The organism is Flavobacterium sp. HSC-32F16, from assembly GCF_024171645.1.
In the GTDB taxonomy this organism is placed as follows: Bacteria; Bacteroidota; Bacteroidia; order Flavobacteriales; family Flavobacteriaceae; genus Flavobacterium.
Genome location: NZ_JALKAC010000002.1, coordinates 835,442 through 856,839 on the forward strand (window position 1 = coordinate 835,442; position 21,398 = coordinate 856,839).

The following is a 21,398-nucleotide window of genomic DNA, read 5'->3' on the forward strand; positions in this document are numbered from 1 at the left end:
TTATTTTTACCGTATCGTGTAAGCATACCAAAATAATCTTAAAAAAATACCAAAAAAGAATCCGGCGATAGCCATTTCGCCAGCTGATTTTGCTGCTTCGGGTTCTTTATTTCTTTTGCTGGCATATACTAGAAAACCTATAATAGGTAGAAAAAAACATATTATTTTCGACAGAGTGCTTATGCCTTTTCTAGAATTATAGTAGTCATAATTAGAGTCATTATAGTTGTTTTTTCTAAACATTATTTTTTGATTTACTTGTAAGTTTTTATTTCCAAAATTAATTTCTTTTTTCAAATTCTGAAATAATTTATGTAGAGATTTCTAAGATTTTTATAGGATTTGCTCTTTTACGACTTAGTTTTGGAACAAATCAAAAAATGGCATAAACATTATAAGCCTCAAACTTTTCCTTTTCCCCATTGCGATTTATAATTTTATAGAAAAGCAGGAAATAAATTGCTAAAAAAATGTATCTTTGGTAGAAATACCACTATTAATTATGAATGGAACATTAAATAAAGTCATGCTTATCGGGCATTTGGGTGATGATGTAAAAATGCATTATTTTGATGGAGGGAACTGCATTGGGCGCTTTCAACTGGCTACAAATGAAGTTTATATTAATAAAACGACCAATGAAAAAATAACCTCTACAGAATGGCATAATCTCGTTGTGCGCAATAAGGCCGCAGAAATTTGCGAAAAATACCTTTCTAAAGGAGATAAAATATATGTTGAAGGACGCATCAAATCCAGACAATGGCAGGCCGAAGACGGTACAACAAAATATACAACCGAAATTCAGGTAACGGAGTTTACATTTCTGACTACCAAAAAAGAAACTTCAAATCATAAACCGAATCAAGATCAGGAATCCGCAAAAAACACTAACTTTGATGCACCCAATGAAGGCTTGCCAATAAACGACCTGCCTTTTTGATTGTTTAACTAATCTTATGTAATTTGGACCCGGAGCCCAGTTTATTTTTTACTACAACTTTAGACACCAACTTAATAATTGGTTTTGTCGGAATATTTATTTTGCTGTTTCTCTCGGCAATTGTTTCAGGTGCCGAAGTTGCACTTTTTTCTTTATCTCAAAAAGATATAGATGATACTCTTCAGGAAAATGACTCGAAAGGAAAAATCATTTCTAATCTTTTAGACAGACCCAAAAAACTTTTAGCAACTTTATTAGTAGCCAACAATTTTCTAAATATTGGAGTTGTTATTTTATTTTCCTTCATAGGGAGAAATATTTTTTCTAGCGTTGATTCTCCGGTTTTGAAATTTATTTTAGAAGTAATCCTCGTTACTTTCTTAATTTTATTGTTTGGAGAAGTGCTTCCTAAAGTTTATGCCACCCGAAACAATATAAAATTTGCCAAACGCTTCGTTTATTCCATTTCAATTTTAGATAAATTACTCTCGCCAATAAGCTTGCCTATGCGCAGGGTTACTTTATATTTGCATAATAAATTAGGAAAACAAAAGAATAATTTTTCTATAAATCAGCTTTCTCAGGCTTTAGAACTAACAGATTCTGAAGGAACATCAACAGAAGAGCAAAAAATATTAGAAGGAATAGTTTCTTTTGGAAATACAGATACAAAGCAGGTTATGAGTCCAAGGATTGATATATTTGCGTTGGAAATATCAGAATCATTTTCTGCCATTTGTCCAAAAATAATCGAAAAAGGATTTTCTAGAATTCCGGTTTATCGTGATAATATTGACCAGATTGAAGGCGTTTTGTTTGTTAAGGATTTACTGCCTCATATTGATAAAGACGATTTTGACTGGGCATCTTTAATGCGAGAACCTTTTTTTGTTCCTGAGAATAAAAAACTCGATAATCTGCTCAAAGATTTTCAGAGCCTAAAAAGTCACTTAGCCATTGTGGTTGATGAGTATGGCGGAACTTCCGGATTAGTTTCTTTAGAAGATGTAATTGAGGAAATAGTAGGGGATATAAGTGATGAATTTGATGATGAGAATCTGAATTTCTCTCAAATCGATGAAAAGAATTTTCTTTTTGAAGGAAAAATCAACCTTAAGGATTTCTACAGAATCATTGATGTTGACGAGGATTTATTTGAATCGCGTAAAGGTGAAGCCGAAACGTTAGCGGGATTTATTCTGGAAATTTTGGGTAATTTTCCTAAGAAAGATCAAAAAGTAGCTTTTGAAAACTGTCTTTTTACAATAGAAACGGTAGATAAAAAGCGTGTAAAACAAATAAAAGTAACAATAGAATAAATGTTTAAAAGAATACTATCGGTAACGGCAATTTTGCTGGCATTAACAGTTGTAAGCTGTAAAGACGACGTGCTGCCAAAACCTGCCAGTTTCCTTAGATTAGATTATCCGGAAGCAAAATATGTCAATTTTGAAAACAATTGTCCGTTTGCTTTTCAAATGAATGAAGACGCTATTATTAAAGGTGAAAAAGACTGCGGATTTGCGATAAACTATCCAAAGATGAAAGCGACTATATATTTGACTTATAAACCTGTAAACGGCAATATTGAGAGACTTTTAAAAGATGCTCAAAAGCTGACTTACGAACACGTTATTAAGGCTGATGATATTCTGGAGCAGCCATATTTAAACCCAGAAAAGAAAGTCTACGGAATGTTTTATCAAGTGGATGGAAATGCGGCTACAAACTCTCAATTTTACGTTACAGACAGTATAAAACACTTTATAACAGGATCTGTATATTTTTATGCAAAACCTAATTTTGATTCTGTAATGCCGGCCGCGAGTTACATCAAAAATGATATGCAGCGATTAATGGAAACTTTAAAGTGGAAATAAGAAAAAAAACAAAAAAGAAAACGGCATTCAATTGAGTGCCGTTTTCTTTTTTTGAAAGTTAAATCTTAAGATTTAAAATTCGAAACTTTATATGTTTTTCCGTCTCCGGTTTCCTGAACAATTTTAGTTAAAGATTCTTGGTTTTGAACCGTTTTGTCAAATGTAATTGTTGCTGTTTTTTTGTCAAAATCAACCGCTGCTTTTTCAACACCGTCAAGATTTGATAATTCTTTTTCTATAGTTTTGGCACATCCCATTGCGCAAGTCATTCCTTCAATTTCGAAACTTGCAGTTTGTGCATTTTCCGCAGCAATTGCTTTGTGCTCTTTAGAAGTTGTTTCTAAAGGTTTTATATTAGCCAGATTTTTATCTTCTTCTTTTTTACAGCTTACGAATACTAAACCCGCAATTGCTAATGAAGCTATGATCTTTGTAAATTTCATTATATATGATTTTAATTGAGTAATTGTGTTTCCTGCAAAATTAATAAAAAACGAGAGGTCAGTTCATAAAAATAGTACAAATTTGCAGTAAAATAGTTTTTATGGATGCAAAACAATTAAAGTGGGCTTACTTATTAGTCTTAGCCTTAATTTGGGGCAGTTCTTTTATTTTGATCAAAAGAGGATTAGTTGGTTTAACTGCAATTCAGGTTGGTTCGTTCCGAATCATTTTTGCAGCTCTTTTTTTGTTGATTGTTGGCTTTAAAAGCTTAAAAAAGATTTCGCGCCGTCAATGGAAATTTGTTGCCATAACGTCTTTCTTTGGAACATTTATTCCGGCTTTTCTTTTTGCAATTGCCGAAACCGAAGTTGATAGTTCAATTGTAGCGATTTTAAATTCTCTTACACCTTTAAATACTTTAATTTTAGGAATTCTTATTTTCGGAATTCAATTTCAAAAACGACAAGTTATTGGAGTTTTTGTTGGTTTGGCTGGTTGTTTATTGTTGGTTTTAAGCGGTGTATCTGCGCATCCGGGACAGAATTACTATTATGTTATTTTGGTTGTTATTGCCACACTTAGTTATGCAATAAACGTTAATTTGATAAAGAAATATTTATCCGATTTGAATTCGTTAAGCATTACAACAGGAAATTTTGCTGTACTGCTTATTCCGGCTTTGATTATTTTGAGTACAACCGATTTTTCTCAAAGAATACATATTCAGGCAGCGCAGCATTCTATTTTGTTCGTCATGATTCTGGGAATTTTAGGAACCGGAATTGCGAATGTTTTGTTTTTTAAGTTGATTCAGATTTCTTCTCCGGTTTTTGCAACATCAGTAACGTATTTAATTCCTATTGTTGCTTTTTTCTGGGGATTGTTAGATAATGAAATGCTTACTTCAATTCAGTTTTTTGGTGCTTTTATTATTCTAATTGGGGTTTATTTATCGGCTAAAAAATAAATTTTTCCTAAGATTGATAAAGTTGTCATTTCGGCCAAAAGTGTAAATCACATAAGAAGCTCTGTATAGAATGTCGCCAATCTTTGTAGAATTTCTAATGCGATTTCTCCCTTTGGCCGAAATGATATGCTTTGCTTTAATAAAAAAAGCTTTGTCAAAGTTTTAAACTTTGACAAAGCCTATGAAAAAAAACTTAGCAGCTTAGTGCATTAGTCTCTTAGTGTCTCTTAAAGAAAATCTGCATCAGCAACTCCTTCGTTGATCTTAATATCGGTCATTTTAATATCTAACTCAAAACCTACATTTTGAATTAAATTAAAAGGAACTTTTACGCCTTTTACTTCTCTGTAATCGTTGAAATTGGTTATTTGGCTGACAGATTTTCCGTCTTGTTCACGAACTTTTGATTTTGCGACTTTCAATCCAGATTTTACATCATAATAATGAGTCGTGTTGCCGTCTTTTATTGCATAAGCATCGCTTCCGTTAATGGGTTCAATGCCATTTACTTTCAAATCTGTTCTTTTTACTAATTGTAATTCTTCAAAAGGAGCGGCGTTTGCTTTCATTTCTTTTAGATCGTCACCTTCAAGATTTTTGCGTTTTCCTTGTTGTTCGATATATGCGCCTTTATCGTTTACAACTTGTTTCATTAAATCCATAGTTCCCATAGAAAGTGAAACCATCATTTTGCCTTTAGAATCTAATTTTGAAGTAAAAGTTAACGGACCCGGAGCTTGCGGTACCTTTGTTGTGCCACTCATATTAAGCGTTTTTACAGCTGTTACGGCTTTTATTCCTCCAATTGCATTAATGTAATTTTCGAAAACTGTTTTTGCTGTAATGTTTGTTGGAGCTTCTTTTTTAACGGCAGGTTTTTCAACCGGATTTCCATATTTGTCAAAATAATGAATCGGAATTTGAAGTTTTTCCAGACCTGAGATTACATCAGAACCTTTTCCAACAATAACAATTCGCATATTGTCAAGTAAAAAATACTTGTTTGCTACACGGTAAATATCATCGGCAGTTACATTGTTTATAGTTTGAATGTATTTTTCGTAGAAATCTGCCGGAAGTTTTTCTGTTTCAATGTTTAAAGCATAACGAGCAACAGCCTGTGGTTTTTCGACCTGCATTACAAAACGGCCGATATATCCTGCTTTTACGTTTCTTAATACTTCTGGATCAACTCTTTCGGTGCGGACTCTTTTAATTTCTTTTATAAACTGAACTACTGCGCTGTCAGTAACTGTGTTTCTAACGGCAGACGAAGCTTTGAATTTAGTTACATATTTCCCGCTTCCAATGCTTGAACTTGCGCCGTACGTCCAGGCGTGCTGCTCACGTAAATTCATATTTAAATAGCTGTTGAAATCACCTCCTAAAATTTGATTGGCAATTACAGCAGGAAAAAAATCAGGATCGCTCATTCTTAAATTGACAGTATTTACCAAAGAAATCTCTGACTGAACTGCATTTGGAACATCAACAAAATCAATTTGAAGATTAGAAGTGTTTTCCGGATTTGGATAGGTATTTTTTGGTGCAGCTTGCTTTTTCCATCCGCTGAAAAGTTTTTCTACAGCAGTTTTAGTTTCTTTAAACTTAACATCGCCAATAATAACTAAATAGGCATTTTCCGGAACAAAATAGGTAGCATAGTTTTTTTGAACATCTTCAAGTGTTACGTTCTTTACTGTTTCTTCTGAAAGATACTCTCCTGAAGGATGATTTCTTCCAAAAGCCAAAACATCAACCACGCGATTTGCAATTGCAGGAACGCTTTTTTCATCGGCTTTAAGGCCTTCCAGTAATTTTGCTTTTTCTTTGTCAAATTCAGCCTGAGTGAAATTAGGTTGTAAAGCTCCTTCAGCTAAAAGTTCTAAAACGCGTCCTGAATATTTAGAAAGTGAACTAGCGTAAGCGCCTTGTGATGAAAAGTTTATATTGGCTCCGTAAAAATCAATTTCTTCATTAAAAGCTTCTTTCGAAGTTTTTTTCGTTCCGTTACCAATTAAACTGGTCGTTAATTCGTCAACACCTTTTTTGTTTCCTTCTGTAAAAGGCGCGTTGTCTAGTGTAAGGTTAAAGCTTACGCGAGGCAGTTTATGGTTTTCAACAATTAATACCTTCATGCCGTTTGCTAATACAAAGGTTTGAGGTTTTTTTATGTTTACTACCGGCGGGTTTCCTGGTTTTGGTTGTGGACGATCTTGTGCTTGCATAATTCCAGTTAGGAATAAAAGGATTAAAAAAGTATGTATATTTTTCATGATTCGATATTCTTAGTTCTGAGATTTTGGGGACGGAATGTAATCTAAAATTAAGCGTTGATTTGGGTTTAGATATTTCTTAGCCACTTCTCTAATTTCTTCTCTGGTAATAGAATGGTAAATATCAATTTCGGTATTGATTAAATTTACATCTCCATAAAGTAAATAATAAGAAGCCAGATTTTCTGCAATTCCTTCTACGCTTGCATTTGCATTCACAAAATTGTTATCGAATTTGTTTTGTAATTTCTCGTAATCTTTTTCAGAAATCAAATCGGTTTGGATTTTTACGATTTCTTCATCTATTTCTTTTAAAATATCGGCAGAAGTATTTGGAGCCATTGGTAAACCATACAATATATAGGTTCCGTAATCTTCCTGACTAAAACCTACAGCGCCAATTTGAAGTGCCATTTTTTTGTCATCAACAATCTTTTTGTACAATTTAGAACTTTTTCCATCGCTTAAATAAGAGGAAATCAAATCTAAAACCCTTGCGTCTCTCGTTTTCATAGACGGCGTTCTGTATGAAGCCACAATCATTGGGATCTGAATGTTGGGGTCTTCGTAAGTTGCTTTAATGGTCTGTGTTATTGGTTCTTCTGTAAAAGTTTGTTTTTTTACTTCTTCGCCTTTTGGAATTGGTCCAAAATATTTTTGAATCCATTCTTTAGCTTTCGTTTTGTCGAAATCTCCTGCAACAACTAAAACGGCATTATTAGGAGTATAGAATTTTTTGTTGAATGCCTGAAATTCTTCAAGAGTCGCAGCATCTAAATCTTTCATCGATCCAATTGTAGTCCAGCGGTAAGGATGGTTTTTGAATATATTTTTTTTAACCTCCGGCAGAATATTCCCGTAAGGCTGATTGTCGTAACGCATTCTTTTTTCTTCTTTTACCACTTCATTCTGCGTTTCAACTCCAATTTTATTAATAATAGGATGCATTAATCTTTCAGATTCCATCCATAAACCCAGTTCTAAATTGTTAGACGGAAAAACTTCATAATAATAGGTTCTGTCGTCAGATGTATTAGCGTTGTTAACGCCTCCATTTGCGGTAACGATTTTCATCCATTCGCCGCGTTTGATATTTTGTGTTCCTTCAAATAATAAATGCTCAAAAAAATGCGCAAAACCAGTTCGGTCCGGGCGTTCGTCTTTTGATCCTACGTGATACATTACAGAAGTAATAACTACAGGAGCCGATGGATCGTTATGTAGAATGACATGCATACCGTTGTCTAAATTGTATTCTTCAAAAGCTACTTTTTGAGCATGAGCCACTCCGCCAAGCATTAGTGCAGCACTTAACATCATTATTGAATTTTTCATAAAGATTAATAAATTTTATACCTATAAAGATTGGTAGTAAAGATTTGTTTATAGTTACATCAAAAGTAAACTTTTTTATGGAGGTTTTCTAAGTTTCACGGAAACCGATTTTAATTTAACAGTAATTTACATATATTTAAGCGTTTGTTTTGTTATAAAAGTGCTTGAAAAACAGACTTTAAAAGGAAATAAATATTTTTAGAAGAAGGGATTGCACAGTAAATTATTAGTTGTATATTTGCAACCTTAAAAATCAATAAATCAATTTGGTATGTATGCAATCGTAGAGATAGCAGGGCAACAATTTAAAGTAAGCAAAGACTTAAAGGTTTATGTTCACCGTTTAGCTAATGAAGAAGGTTCAAAAGTTTCTTTTGACAAAGTTCTTTTATTAGATGATAATGGAAATGTAACTTTAGGCGCCCCAGCTATAGAAGGTGCTTCTGTAGAAGCTAAAGTGTTACAACACTTAAAAGGAGATAAAGTTATCGTTTTCAAAAAGAAAAGAAGAAAAGGATACAAAAAAAGAAATGGTCACAGACAATATCTTACTCAAATTGTAATTGAAGGTATTACTGCAGCAGGAGGAACTAAAAAAGCAGCAGCTAAAAAAGCGGTTGTAGCAGAAGATGCAGCTACTGAAGAAGTAGAAGCTCCAAAAGCGAAAAAAGCAGCTCCAAAAGCAAAAAAAGAAGCTACTAAAGAATAATAACAATATTTAAACTCATACGTCATGGCTCACAAGAAAGGTGTCGGTAGTTCGAAGAATGGTAGAGAATCAGAATCAAAACGTTTAGGCGTTAAGATTTATGGTGGTCAAGCTGCTATTGCTGGGAACATCATCGTTAGACAAAGAGGTTCAAAACACAATCCAGGTGAAAATGTTTACATTAGTAAAGATCATACACTACACGCAAGAGTAGCTGGAGTTGTTAAGTTCCAAAAGAAAAGAGATAACAAATCTTATGTATCTATTATTCCTTTCGAGGCATAATAATCAAGATTTACTTTTTATAAAAAACCCGTTCTGAAAAGATCGGGTTTTTTTATTTTTATACTTTTTAAAACTTACATTTGCTAAGTAAGGTTTGTCTCTTTAAATTAAAAAAGTTGAAAAAATTAGTATTATTTATACTGTTGTCCTGTTTTAGTGTGTACGGAAAAACAGTATCTGACAGTATTGCAAATCAAATACGTTTATTAAACGATAAACAAAAAAGTATTTTATATGAGTTTGAAGTTTTAAAAAAGAATGGTTTTGATACCGCTCCATTTTGGCTCAAAAATAAAAATCAATTCCCTCAATTAACTGAAGATGTAAGAGATGAATTAGCGAAACAGGTTTTTGTAAACTCTCATGTAATTTATTCTCCGCCAAAAAATTCTGCAGTTCAATTTTGGATGAAAACACAATTGCTTACCAATTGGATGTTTTATTTGTCTGCGTTTATTGCTATTTGTGCTCTTATAGCTTTATTTAAAAGATATTGGAGTTTGCTGCTTCAGTTTTTAATTAATCGTCTGGCACCTTTATTAAGGATTTTGTTTTCTCCGGTTTTATTGACTTATGAATTGCTTTTAATTGGAGCGGCCTGTGTGTTTTACGGATGTGAAATTGAAGAGTTTGTGCTTCGAACAGTAATTATTCATTTAGGTTTATTTTTACTGTGGAGTCAATCGACAGCTGTTTTTACCAGAGAATATTGGGTAAAAAAATACGTTTATGAAATAGAAAATAATTTCTGGGGATCAGATCCGTGGGAAACGGTTAAAACAATATGTCTTCCGGCTATTATAGTTACACTGGCGCTTGTATATGTATTGTACAAAATTCCTGCTGCTATTTTTTATAACTATGAAATTGTTGTGTTTGGAATTGCCGCAGTTTATGCGCTGCCGTTTTGGCGTTCTTTAGAGAAATACTTGTATCCTATTTTACTGCCTTGCAAAAGTGATTACAGAGCCAGAAGTATAAATTCACTTGCAGGATGCACGGTACTCGCCATTGTTGTTACTATTATACTTGTGTTTCAATGGAATTCCATTTTTTATAATGTAATAGCGGCGTTAATAAGTTTATTATTGTTGTCTTTACTGATAATGTCCTCAAAAATGAATTTTAGATACAGTTATAAAAACTATTATTACTTGCAATTTTTGACTATTCTCTTTATCGTACTGGTTTTTCTATATAGTTATTCAATTCATTTAAACGAAATTATCTGGTTTTCATTAATAGCAGCCAGTCTATTCATTATAATAAAATATCTGGAAATCATTTCGTTTTTCTCTGATTGGAAAAGGGGAAAATCCTGGGCTTGGAAGCTGATGGGTTTGTCTGGTTTGTTATGGCTTTTAGGTAAAGGAATTTTGTATGTTTCTACATTTCTTTTTTCGTAGTTAGAATTATAGAATATTATTTTCTTTTTTCCATTTACGAATACGTCCTCTGGCATTGTTGTAAGGAGAGGCGGTATTAAATTGTATCATTCTGCCTAAAGTCCATTTCTCATACCAGGGTGTTTCGTATAGTTCAGTGTTGGATTTTTGTTCGATTAAAGAAAGAATTTGGCTAATGGTATCGTCTAATTTATGACATAGGATATTGAAATTGTCTTTTTCATAATCCTTGTAGAATTTTTGTGCCAATTTTCCAAGTTCGTTCCATTTGTATCCTGTTTCTGGAAAATCTACTTTTTCGAGGTTGTCTTTCTTGGTGTTCCATTTTAGTACTAATTCTCCCCATCCAACCAGATAAGAAACAAGATTATTGATACTCATTAGTGTATCTTTTGTATGTCCTTCTAAATTTGGAGTTGTAGTAAGCTCAATAGGAATGCCTGATAATTCTTTTTTTAACTTATTGTAGTTGGTTTTAATTGCATTTTGCAATTCTTCTTTATTTGCAGGAACAGCCATAATTTGAGAATGTAACTTTATCAAATTTATATAAAAAAAACCTTTGTCCAGGTTTTAAACTTTGACAAAGGCTTATGTATTTTCAGTTTGGAATTTTAAACTTTAGTTATTCTGTATCTTTTGTTTCTTCCAGATCTTCGGTTTTACGTCCTACTTTTACTTTTGGGTTATCCTGAGTTCCTGTAACGGTTAAAGGAATTCCAAATATACCAAGCGGAGGAAGTCCTAAACGCATTTTTAAATTCAGTTTTCCATCTAAACTTGTTGTGCCTTCAATTCTTGGCCTGAAGCCCGCAAATTTAAATTTAAAACGTTCTACCGTTATAATATTATTCTTGACTGTACTTTTGATGTCTACTTTTGAAACATCAGGATTTTTCATTGATTCTGAGCTTGTTTTTTTGCTTACAGCATTAAACATTTTCAAGCCTCGCACTTTTACGTCTTTTACAGAAAGTGTTCCGCCGCCAGCAAGCGAAGGGTAAACGGGTTCCATATTTCCGTTTAAGCGGCCTTTTAATTGATAATCCAAAGAAACAATTCCCTGAGCTTTTTCGGCTGCACTTGCCATTTTTCTAAAAACCTCAATTTCGTTGTAGGCTCTTTTAATATCAAAATCAGATGCTTTTATAGCGTAATCAAAGTTTGCTTTTTGCGGTGTTACAGCTTGATAATTGGCATTCATGGCAACCTTACAGCCAATTAAGTTAAAGCCGGTATTCTGCATCGTTAATTTACCTTTATTCATGGTTAGGTTTCCAGTTGCATTTTGAAGATTCAGCTTATCGAAATTTACTTTTTGAGCATTTGCGAATAACTGTAAATTCAAATTGGTTGGAATAATGATAACGCCTGTTTGTGCAGGTTCTGTTTTTGTTTCCGTTTTTGCGGACGGGGTTTTTGTTACCGAGGTATTTGCAGATGTATTCGACATAAATTCGTCTACATTGATATATCGAGCCGTAACTTTAAAAGAGCCTTTTAAAATTCCTGTATTTGTGGTTGCATAGTTAAAAACATTCTGTAGATAACCATTCATTTTAAAATCAGATTGTCCGTACGCAGCCAGGAAATTATTGAAAGACATTTTATCCTGATTGATTTTGAAAATACCTTCTTTAATAATGAATTTTTTAGGCAGATATTCAGATGCAACTCCAATGTTTCTTAACTCAAGCGTTCCTTTGTTGTACAATTTGCTGTAATTTCCTTTTTCGGCATCGCTTTGTTTTCCTTTTAAAACTAAATCAGCTTTTATGAAACCGTCTAAGTCAAGTCCTTTTTGCGAGAAAACTTTATAGATTCGGTTTACATCCAATTCTCCTTTTGCTTTAATATCATATGCTAAATCGTTAAAATCACTTAAATCAGCTTCTACAAAAACCGGCTTTCCTTCAAAAGTAAACTGAGCTGGTTTTAATTTGATTTTTAAATCTTCAAAAGTTCCTTTTTGATTGTCGATTTTAGATTTAATGATAATATTGGTAATTGGGTTTGGATAATATTTTGTTTTTAGATATCCATTTTCTAAATCAAAAACTCCTTTAGTAACCGGAAAAAGCTTGTTTTTTTGATCAAATTTTCCATTTGCCTGTATGTCTCCGGCCAAAGATCCTTTTAATTCTACATCTGGAATTCCTAGTGCTTTTGTTAGTTTTTCAAGATCAATTTTTGCCTTGAAATCAGCCTTTATTTCTGGTGTGTTTACACCTTTTACGAAGAATTTCGATTTTAAAAAATCCTTATTGATGTTTAAAGATAGATTTTTGGCATCAACCGTTAAAAGTTCAGGATTTAAAGATGGAACTTTCGTTTTGATATCTAAATTTAGATTAGAAACAGGAAACGCACTTTTATCATAATTTACAAAACCATTGTCGATTTTTACGTCTAAATTCAAATCCGGAGCGATGTTTTGTGATGTAATATAATTTCCTTTTAAAGTTAAAAGAAGATTGGTATTTCCTTTTAATTCTGTTTTAGAAAGCCACGTAATATACTTTGGAGGAAAAGCGGTAAATACATCATACAAATCACTGTTATCAGATTTTATAACGAAATCCATATTATACCCGTCTTTCAAAATATCAAATTTTCCTTTAAAATCGACCAAAAGCTGATTGATTTTTAAATTGTTTTGCTGAAAGAAGAAAGATAAGGAGTTGATGTTTACTTTGGTAATTAAATCCGCATCTATTTTTTTGTTCATTAAATACGGTTCGTTTTCATACACTATATTTAATTTTTCAATTTTAGCTTTTGAATATAAATCGAAAACAGCTTTGTTTAAATCTCCTTTTCCTAAATAGTTAAAACCAAGTGCGTCAAAATGAACTTTAGTCGATTGATCGTCATAAATAATTTTACTATTTAAAATTTCTATTCGTTCCAGTTTTAAAGCAGTATCTGTGCTGTCTTTTGTTTCTGCAGCTTTAGCCTGCGATTTATAAACATTATAATTAGCTTCTCCGTTTGGATTAACTTTTACATTTATAAAAGAATCTTGTAAATAAATCTGGTCAATTTTTACTGATTTACTGAAAATTAAACTCGCCACATCTATTCCAAAAGAAACTTCTTTTGCGGTAATGAATTTTTCATTTTTGTACGGTGCTGAACCATTAAGACTTAAATTGTCTAAAGTTAAAGTCAAAGACGGAAAATGACGAAAAAACGAAACCGAAACATCAGAATAATTCAATTCTGCGCTTAGTCTTTCGTTGGCGGTTTTTTTGATTTGTTCTTTAATCTGATCCTCAAAAACGATAGGCGTTAAAAATAATAGTGCTAAAAGGACAGTGAAAGTTATTCCGAAATACTTCGCAATCTTTATTGCAATTGATTTGGATTTACTTTTTTGCATAACGAATTGTGGTGTTTAAATATAAAAAATAGTGTCAAAAAAAAGAGTGTAATTTATCCGTGAACAGTTTCTGATTTACCATAATTGGTAATTATAGAACCTTCATATTCAATCCATTCTTTCCATCGTTTGTCGATGTCGATATTGTCTTGGTATTTTCTGGCAAATCCTAGAAAAGTTGTGTAATGTCCAGCCTCAGAAATCATTAAATCGCGATAGAATTTAGCTAATTCTTCGTCTTTTATATTTTCAGAAAGCACTTTAAAACGCTCACAGCTTCGGGCTTCGATCATGGCCGAAAATAATAAACGGTCGCAAAGCGCATCACGTCGGCTTCCATCTTTCTTCATGAATTTAAAAAGTTCATTTACATAATGATCTTTACGTTCGCGTCCTAAAGTAAGACCGCGTTTTTTTATAACATCATGAACCATTTGTAAATGTTCCAGTTCTTCTCGTGCAATAACCAGCATTTCGGTTACTAATTCTTCTAATTCAGAGTTATACGTTACAATGCTGATGGCATTTGAAGCGGCTTTTTGTTCGCACCACGCATGATCTGTCAAAATTTCTTCAATATTCGACTCGACAATATTTACCCATCTGGGGTCTGTAGCTAATTTTAATCCCAACATAATTTCCCGGCATTTTAGTTCCTGCAAAATTAGTGTTTTTTATTACTAAAAATCAGTAAATGTCGTGCGATTGCGCTGAAAAAAGTATTATTTTGTAAGTTGAAATAAATTACAATGAATCAGATAAAAAAACTTCTCATAATTGGATTCGTCTGGCCTGAGCCAAATTCTTCTGCAGCAGGAGGAAGGATGATGCAGTTGATTTCTATTTTCAAAAAAAATGGTTTTGAAATCACGTTTGTAAGCGCAGCTTTAGACAGCGATTTTATGGTAGATTTATCTGAATTTGGAGTTGCAAAAAAAAGTATCGAACTCAATTCTGCCAGTTTCGATGATTTTATAGCTGAATTAAATCCTAATGTTGTGTTGTTTGATCGATTTATGATTGAAGAACAATTTGGATGGCGGGTGACAGAAAACTGCCCAAATGCAATTAGAATTTTAGATACAGAAGATTTGCATTGTCTGCGAACTGCACGTCAAAAAGCTTTTAAAGAAAATCGAAATTTTGAAATAGTAGATTTGTTTTCTGAAGAAGTGGCAAAACGAGAAATTGCCAGTATTTTAAGGTGTGATTTATCTCTGATTATTTCTGAATTTGAGATGAATATCCTGCTAGATGTTTTCAAAATAAATAAAGATTTACTTTTTTATCTTCCATTTTTGGTTGATAAAATATCTGAAAATGATCTTTTAGAATTATCATCATTTGAAGATCGAAAGAATTTTGTTTTTATTGGAAATTTTCTTCATGAACCCAATTGGAACACGGTTCAGTATTTAAAAGAAGCAATTTGGCCTTCCATAAAAAAAGATTTTCCAGAAGCCGTTTTAGAAGTTTATGGTGCTTATCCGTCACAAAAAGTATTGCAATTGCATCAGCCCAAAAATGGATTTTTTATTATGGGAAGGGCGGAAGATGCAAATGAAGTGGTGAAAAATGCCAAAGTTGTTCTCGCGCCAATTCGTTTTGGAGCCGGTTTAAAAGGAAAATTATTAGAAGCCATGCAATGCGGAACGCCAAGTGTCACGACTTCAATTGGTTCAGAAGCGATGCATGCTAATTTACCCTGGAACGGATTTGTTGAAGATGACGCGCAAGAATTTGCTAAAAAAGCAATTGCGCTTTATCAGGATGAAAATCTTTGGAAAAAAGCTCAAAAAAACGGAATTGCCATTATTAATGAATGTTATCAGAAGGATAAATATTCAGATGAATTAGTGACTTTGGTGAATTCATTATTGCTGGATTCCAAAAGTCATCGTCTTCACAATTTTATGGGGAATTTATTGCAGCATCACGCTTATAAAAGCACGATGTATATGTCAAAATGGATTGAAGCGAAGAATAAGTAATCAGTAACAGTTTACAGTAATCAGCAGACTGAGACTGAAAACTGTAACTCTAAACTAAGCTTCCATTTTTCCAAAGCCTACTGTTTCCCGATAAATCTGCGGGGAAACATCGGCATTTGTTTTAAAGAATCGGCTGAAATAATGCTCGTCGTCATAACCCAATTCATAAGCGATTTCTTTTACCGTTTTATTGGTCATGTATAATTCTCTTTTAGCTTCAATAATAATTCTTTCGGCAATTAAATCGGTTAGGGTTTTGTTGAAGTAATTCTTGGATAATTTTGCCAATGCTTTAGGTGAAATGTTCAATAAATCAGCATAATTTCCGGCCGAATGTTTGGTTTTGAAGTTGAGTTCAATGGCATCTTTTAAATTTTGAAGAATCACAGGTTCTTTAGAATCCGGAACTGATTTCATTTCTTCTAATTGTTCCGTTTTTAAACGGGAAGCTGTTATTAAAAAGATTTTTAGATACGAAATAAGCAATTCGTATTGTGCCAGTTCTGCATTTTGAATTTCAGTTTTCATTTGGTCTAAAACCATTTTAAAAGTCTGTGCGGCTTGTTCTGTAATTTTTGTGTAAGGCGGCTGATAGACGTTGTTGAATAAAACGCCATTGCAGGAAACTTCTTTTTGATGCATGTGGATGCAGTAAAAATCAGGATGAAAATGAATCGTAATTCCTTCAATTGGTTCGTTTACGCAAAGCATAAAAGGCTGATAAGGAGAGAAGGCAAGGAGTGAGTTTTCTTCAAATTGATGTTCGGCAAAATCGGCTTTTACTTTGCCTTTTCCTTTAGTAACCCAAATTAGTGAGAAATAATTATTTCGCTGTAAATGATCAAAATGGCTGTTGTCGTCAAATGGCAGCAGTTTAAAAGCTAGATTTCCATTTTGCGGATTAATTAAAGTGAAAACATTCTGACTCATGATTTATTGTGGTTTTTGTAAATATAAAGATAGTCATGAATTGAATTCACAACTATCTTTATAAATTGTTTTTTGTTTGAATTCTTTTTAGATTACAGGCTTGAAACTTCTGGGAAATCGATTTGTGTATTGGCAGTATTGTTGAAATAGTTTGTTAGAACATTCAATGCTACGTGTGCTACAGTTTCTGCAATTTCAGCATCAGAAACTCCTGCGTTTTTAGCTTTGTTTACATCTTCATCATTTACTAAACCATTTTTGCTGATTAAGGTTTTTGCCAATTGTAAAATAGCTTCAGTTTTAGCATCTGCAGAATTTCCTGTTCTTGCATCGTGTAAAACTTGTGCATCTGTTTTTAATAGTTTTCCGCCAATAAAAGTATGAGCTGCCACACAGTAGTCACATGAATTGCTTTCTGAAACTGCTAAGGCAATTAATTCTCCTGTTTTTGCACTTAATTTTCCGTGGCTTAATGCGCCGCTAAAATTTAAATATCCTTCCAAAACTGCTGGTGAATTTCCCATTGTTCTCATCATGTTTGGAACTACGCCTAATTTTCCTTGTACTGCGTTGAATAAATCTTTAGTTTTTCCTGTTACTTCTTCTGGGTTTAATGCTGTTAATCGTGTCATTTTATAAATTTTTTATGTTATTTATTAGTTGTTGTCTTTTGACATTACAAAGGTGCGACGATTGCAGATTTTAGAACATGGAGAATGTACGCTATGTGATGGATAATTTTCCCTTGCTGTTTTTTCAGGAGCTAATCCAGCTTTCCGTTTCAAGTCCTCACTCCAAAGCCTGATTTTTCTAAGCCATAAAACGAGCTTCCGTTGGTCGCTGTTTTCTGGCAAGAAAAATCAGGCTTTGGAGTTCCGGGCTTTCCACTTCAATCTGGGCTAGGGCACTCGTTTTCATAAGAATGTTTTGTTTATTTCGAAAGGAATTACAAGTTTTAGATGTAGTAAACTTTGTCAAAGTTTCAAACTTTGACAAAGTTCGTGATAAAGCTCTTCGACAATCTTGTCATTTCGACGAAGAAGAAATCTTCGTAAGAAGCTCGACAAAGATTAGGAATGTTCTGTGTCTTTCATCCAGTTTGTCATTTCGAGGAACGAGAAATCACACTAGAAACTCTGCAAAGAAAACCTCCAATCTTTGTCGAGTTTCGTGTGCGATTTCTCCTTTCAGTCGAAATGACAAATATTGTGTATAAAAAAAGAGGCTTTTCCTAGGAAAAACCTCTTTTTAAGATTGTAGTTTTTAGAATTTTATTTCAAAATACCTTCAACAGCCTGAATAGTTGTTGCGTGATAACCAGATTTTGCTTTTTCAAAAATTTGATTTGCCCAAGCTTTTCCTTCCGGAGTTTTGGCCATTTCTTTATAAAGCATCATAACAGAGCCAGTTCTGCTGATTCCGATTAAAAATTGCTCAATTGCAGGATTAGCAGTTTTGTATTGATGGCGAATGGCCTGAACAAACCATTGACGTTTGATAATGAAATTACCTCCTTTTGTAAAGCTGAATTCATTGTCAATTGCTTCCATTTCTTTTACCGTTATATCGTCTGGAAGATGATCTATAAAGTGCTGTTTTTCTGCAGTTGTTGTAATTTTTTTGCTTAAACCTGCAACACCAGTTTCTCTCCAGCTTTTTTGAATTTTATCGATAGCCTCAAAATCAACAGAATTTACCGGAAGAATATTTGATGGAATTCCCGGTTTATAAATCCAGTCTTCTAATTTGATTTTATCAGCTAATGCTTTGTCACCTTTGATAAGGTTTTCGTTTAAATATTTCACAAAATCTTCTGTCGTAATAGATTTGAAAGCATGTGAATCAAAATAATTCTTGATGAACGGATCGAATTTGTCACGTCCAACAGCGTTTTCAATAACTCTTAAAAAGGCATATCCTTTAACGTAAGGAATTTGGCTGATTCCATCGTCAGGGTTTCTTCCTGTCAGCGAAACTTTTAGTCTTGTATCGGGGCTTGTATCTCCATATTCTGCTACATTATCAACCAATTCCTTGTTTGTGATAACATTTTGCATTTCAAATTCTTTCTTTCCGAAAATAGCTTCTCCTATGCGGTGTTCTACATAAGTTGTAAAACCTTCGTTTAACCAAATATCATCCCAAGTTGCGTTTGTAACTAAATTTCCGCTCCAGCTGTGGCCTAATTCGTGTGCTAATAAACTAGTTAACGAACGATCCCCGGCAATAACGCCCGGAGTTAAAAATGTTAGGTTAGGATTTTCCATTCCTCCGTAAGGAAAACTTGGAGGTAGAACCAGAACATCATAACGTCCCCAACGGTAAGGTCCGTACAGTTTTTCAGCTGCATTTACCATTTTGCCAAGTTCAGCAAATTCCCAAGCCGATTTTTTCAGCATTGATGGCTCGGCATAAACTCCGGTTCTGTTGTCGATTGCTTGAAATTCAATATCTCCAACTGCAATTGCCATTAAATAAGATGGAATTGCTTTGTCTTGTTTAAAAGTATAGACTCCTGTGTCATTTTTCTTCTGCGGATTTACAGCGCTCATTACGGCTAATAAATCTTTAGGAACAGTAACTTTTGCATTGTAAGTAAAACGAATTCCAGGGGAGTCCTGACATGGAATCCATGTTCTTGACCAAACACTTTCTCCCTGAGAGAAAAGGAAAGGTTTCTTTTTGTCTGCAGTTTGTGCCGGTAAAAGCCATTGTAATGCAACAGCGTCTTTAGTTGTGTTATAGTAAATGTTTACTTTCGTTGTACTTGGTTCAATGGTAATGTGAAGCGGTTTTCCGTGAAATTCGACGTCTTTTCCAAGTTCAAATTTAGTTTCCTTTTCGTCGTCGCCTAAAGTTACTTTGGTAATATTTAGTGTGTTTTCGTCGAAAATAATCTCATTTCCTTTGCTGATGTTGTCAATTGTCCACGATGCTTTTCCTGAAATTGTCTGTGTATCAAAATCAACTTTAATATCAAGATCAAGGTGTTTTACTACAGCAAGTTCGGGTTTGGAGTAGCTGTGTTCGTCTCTAACAGCAGTTGTTTTTTCTGTTTGCTCTTTTTTCTGGCACGCTATGGCTGTCAGAAATAAAGTGACAAGAATTAGTTTCTTCATTTTATGTGGTTTTGAATTTGAAGATGAAAATTAAATAAAAAATCCCGTTTTGAATAAACAAAACGGGATTTAATTATAAAATAACAAAGATTACGCCAGCATTGTAACGGGGCTTTCGATGTATTGTTTTAATGTTTGTAAAAACTGAGCGCCAGTTGCACCGTCAATTGTTCTGTGGTCACAAGCTAATGATAGCATCATTGTGTTTCCAACTACGATTTGACCGTTTTTAACTACTGGTTTCTCAACAATTGCACCTACAGAAAGGATGGCAGAGTTTGGCTGATTGATAATTGAATTGAATTCAGTAATACCAAACATTCCAAGGTTAGATACTGTAAAAGTACTTCCTTCCATTTCTTGTGGTCCTAATTTTTTGTTTTTAGCTCTTCCGGCAAGATCTCTTACTGAAGCACCTATTTGAGATAAACTCATAGCATCTGTAAATTTCAATACAGGAACTACTAACCCGTCTTCAACAGCTACAGCTACACCAATATTTACGTGGTGGTTGATGATAATTGCATCTTCTTTCCACTGAGAGTTGATTTTTGGATGTTTTTTCAATGCTAAAGCACAAGCTTTAATTACCATATCGTTGAAAGATACTTTTGTATCTGGAACAGTATTAATAGTTGCTCTTGCGCCCATTGCTTCGTCCATGCTTACTTCGATCACTAAGTTATAGTGAGGAGCAGTAAATAAAGATTCAGCCAAACGTTTAGCGATAATTTTACGCATTTGAGAATTTTTGATCTCTTCTGTGTAAACTTCTCCGGCAGGAACAAATACTTTTGGAGCGGCAGGAGCAGAAGCTTCTTGCTTACCAGCTGGTGTGGCAGCGGCCGTTTGTCCTTGTGCAGATGGAGTAAAGTTTTCTATATCGCTTTTTACGATACGTCCATTTTCTCCTGATCCTTTAACCTGATTTAATTGAATTCCTTTGTCAGAAGCAATTTTTTTAGCTAAAGGTGAAGCTAAAATTCTTCCATCTGAAGTATTGTTTACTGTCTCTGGTGCTTTTTCAGCAGCAGGTGCAGTTTTTGTTTCTTCTGCAGCAGGAGCACTTGCAGTTGCAGCACCTCCGGCAGTATAATTGTCAGCAATTCCAGAAATGTCAGTTCCTGCAGGTCCAATGATAGCTAATAAGCTGTCAACAGGAGCAGTGCTTCCTTCTTGAATTCCGATGTATAATAATGTTCCGGCATTGAAAGACTCAAACTCCATAGTAGCTTTGTCTGTTTCAATTTCAGCTAAAATATCACCTTCAGCTACAGCATCACCCACTTTTTTCAACCAAGTTGCTACTGTACCTTCAGTCATTGTATCACTTAAACGCGGCATAGTTACTACTACAACACCTTTTGGTAATTCTGTTGCAGCTTTTGCAGGAGCAGCAGTTTCAGTTTTTGCTTCTGCAGCAGGAGCATCCGCTTTTGGTGCTTCGGCAGCAGGAGCGTCACCACCAGCTAAAAGAGCAGAAATATCTTCTCCTTCTTTGCCAATGATGGCTAATAATGAATCAACCGGAGCAGTTTCTCCAGCCTGAATTCCAATATGTAAAAGAGTTCCTTCGTTAAAAGATTCGAACTCCATTGTTGCTTTATCTGTTTCAATTTCAGCTAAGATATCTCCTTCGCTAATTTTGTCGCCTACTTTTTTTAACCAAGTCGCTACCGTTCCTTCCGTCATAGTATCGCTCAAACGAGGCATTGTTACTTTAATCGCCAT

At 33.9% G+C, this 21,398-nt stretch carries 19 protein-coding genes; 8 read left to right on the forward strand and 11 right to left on the reverse strand.

What is annotated here, in order from left to right:
* Nucleotides 1-6: 6 nt before the first annotated feature.
* On the reverse strand, nt 7-297 hold the full coding sequence (locus tag L1276_RS10235; RefSeq protein ID WP_253787427.1) for a hypothetical protein: 291 nt from the start codon (nt 295-297) through the stop codon (nt 7-9).
* Between the two features lie 205 nt (nt 298-502).
* Here L1276_RS10235 and L1276_RS10240 point away from each other — a divergent pair, with 205 nt between their 5' ends.
* Genes L1276_RS10240 through gldD form a run of 3 tightly spaced genes read left to right on the forward strand, consistent with a single transcriptional unit; the run spans nt 503 to nt 2,823 of the window.
* Entirely contained in the window at nt 503-943 is a 441-nt protein-coding gene (locus tag L1276_RS10240) for a single-stranded DNA-binding protein (RefSeq protein WP_253787854.1), read from the forward strand.
* Between the two features lie 23 nt (nt 944-966).
* On the forward strand, nt 967-2,262 hold the full coding sequence (locus L1276_RS10245) for a gliding motility-associated protein GldE (protein ID WP_253787429.1): 1,296 nt from the start codon (nt 967-969) through the stop codon (nt 2,260-2,262).
* Entirely contained in the window at nt 2,263-2,823 is a 561-nt protein-coding gene (gene gldD / locus L1276_RS10250) for a gliding motility lipoprotein GldD (RefSeq protein WP_253787431.1), read from the forward strand.
* A gap of 65 nt (nt 2,824-2,888) precedes the next feature.
* Here gldD and L1276_RS10255 read toward each other — a convergent pair whose 3' ends face one another.
* Complete coding sequence (locus L1276_RS10255) at nt 2,889-3,266, reverse strand: heavy-metal-associated domain-containing protein (protein WP_253787433.1); 378 nt, start codon at nt 3,264-3,266, stop codon at nt 2,889-2,891.
* A gap of 101 nt (nt 3,267-3,367) precedes the next feature.
* Between L1276_RS10255 and L1276_RS10260 the strand changes: the two genes are divergently transcribed.
* Complete coding sequence (locus tag L1276_RS10260) at nt 3,368-4,234, forward strand: DMT family transporter (protein WP_253787435.1); 867 nt, start codon at nt 3,368-3,370, stop codon at nt 4,232-4,234.
* Nucleotides 4,235-4,461: 227 nt separating this feature from the next.
* Here the strand turns inward: L1276_RS10260 and L1276_RS10265 are convergent, their stop codons facing one another.
* Nucleotides 4,462-6,510 (reverse strand): pitrilysin family protein, encoded by a 2,049-nt coding sequence (locus L1276_RS10265; RefSeq protein WP_253787436.1) that lies wholly within the window; start codon nt 6,508-6,510, stop codon nt 4,462-4,464.
* 12 nt (nt 6,511-6,522) lie between these two features.
* A complete protein-coding gene (locus L1276_RS10270) occupies nt 6,523-7,845 on the reverse strand; it encodes a pitrilysin family protein (RefSeq protein ID WP_253787438.1) in 1,323 nt (440 codons plus the stop codon).
* A gap of 271 nt (nt 7,846-8,116) precedes the next feature.
* On the opposite strand from L1276_RS10270, the gene rplU reads away from it, so the two are divergent.
* From rplU to L1276_RS10285, 3 genes are all read left to right on the forward strand, one after another.
* Nucleotides 8,117-8,554 carry a 50S ribosomal protein L21 gene (gene rplU / locus L1276_RS10275; protein ID WP_068844917.1) on the forward strand — a complete coding sequence of 146 codons (438 nt, stop codon included), beginning with the start codon at nt 8,117-8,119 and terminating at the stop codon, nt 8,552-8,554.
* 24 nt (nt 8,555-8,578) lie between these two features.
* Nucleotides 8,579-8,839 (forward strand): 50S ribosomal protein L27, encoded by a 261-nt coding sequence (rpmA, locus tag L1276_RS10280; protein ID WP_012023622.1) that lies wholly within the window; start codon nt 8,579-8,581, stop codon nt 8,837-8,839.
* A 116-nt stretch (nt 8,840-8,955) separates the two neighbouring features.
* Nucleotides 8,956-10,245 carry a hypothetical protein gene (locus L1276_RS10285; RefSeq protein ID WP_253787440.1) on the forward strand — a complete coding sequence of 430 codons (1,290 nt, stop codon included), beginning with the start codon at nt 8,956-8,958 and terminating at the stop codon, nt 10,243-10,245.
* Between the two features lie 6 nt (nt 10,246-10,251).
* Here the strand turns inward: L1276_RS10285 and L1276_RS10290 are convergent, their stop codons facing one another.
* From L1276_RS10290 to L1276_RS10300, 3 genes are all read right to left on the reverse strand, one after another.
* A complete protein-coding gene (locus tag L1276_RS10290; protein WP_305881995.1) occupies nt 10,252-10,788 on the reverse strand; it encodes a ClbS/DfsB family four-helix bundle protein in 537 nt (178 codons plus the stop codon).
* Between the two features lie 82 nt (nt 10,789-10,870).
* Entirely contained in the window at nt 10,871-13,627 is a 2,757-nt protein-coding gene (locus tag L1276_RS10295; RefSeq protein ID WP_253787442.1) for an AsmA-like C-terminal region-containing protein, read from the reverse strand.
* A 53-nt stretch (nt 13,628-13,680) separates the two neighbouring features.
* On the reverse strand, nt 13,681-14,262 hold the full coding sequence (locus L1276_RS10300; protein WP_053472563.1) for a tRNA-(ms[2]io[6]A)-hydroxylase: 582 nt from the start codon (nt 14,260-14,262) through the stop codon (nt 13,681-13,683).
* A gap of 114 nt (nt 14,263-14,376) precedes the next feature.
* Between L1276_RS10300 and L1276_RS10305 the strand changes: the two genes are divergently transcribed.
* Nucleotides 14,377-15,618 carry a glycosyltransferase family 4 protein gene (locus L1276_RS10305; protein ID WP_253787443.1) on the forward strand — a complete coding sequence of 414 codons (1,242 nt, stop codon included), beginning with the start codon at nt 14,377-14,379 and terminating at the stop codon, nt 15,616-15,618.
* A 54-nt stretch (nt 15,619-15,672) separates the two neighbouring features.
* On the opposite strand, the gene L1276_RS10310 is transcribed toward L1276_RS10305, so the two are convergent.
* The 4 genes from L1276_RS10310 to L1276_RS10325 all read right to left on the reverse strand — a co-directional run bounded on the left by L1276_RS10310 (nt 15,673) and on the right by L1276_RS10325 (nt 21,398).
* Entirely contained in the window at nt 15,673-16,548 is an 876-nt protein-coding gene (locus L1276_RS10310; protein WP_253787445.1) for a helix-turn-helix domain-containing protein, read from the reverse strand.
* 92 nt (nt 16,549-16,640) lie between these two features.
* Entirely contained in the window at nt 16,641-17,180 is a 540-nt protein-coding gene (locus L1276_RS10315; protein ID WP_253787447.1) for a carboxymuconolactone decarboxylase family protein, read from the reverse strand.
* 639 nt (nt 17,181-17,819) lie between these two features.
* Entirely contained in the window at nt 17,820-19,667 is a 1,848-nt protein-coding gene (locus L1276_RS10320; protein ID WP_253787448.1) for a hydrolase/aminopeptidase, read from the reverse strand.
* 90 nt (nt 19,668-19,757) lie between these two features.
* A complete protein-coding gene (locus L1276_RS10325; RefSeq protein WP_253787450.1) occupies nt 19,758-21,398 on the reverse strand; it encodes a pyruvate dehydrogenase complex dihydrolipoamide acetyltransferase in 1,641 nt (546 codons plus the stop codon).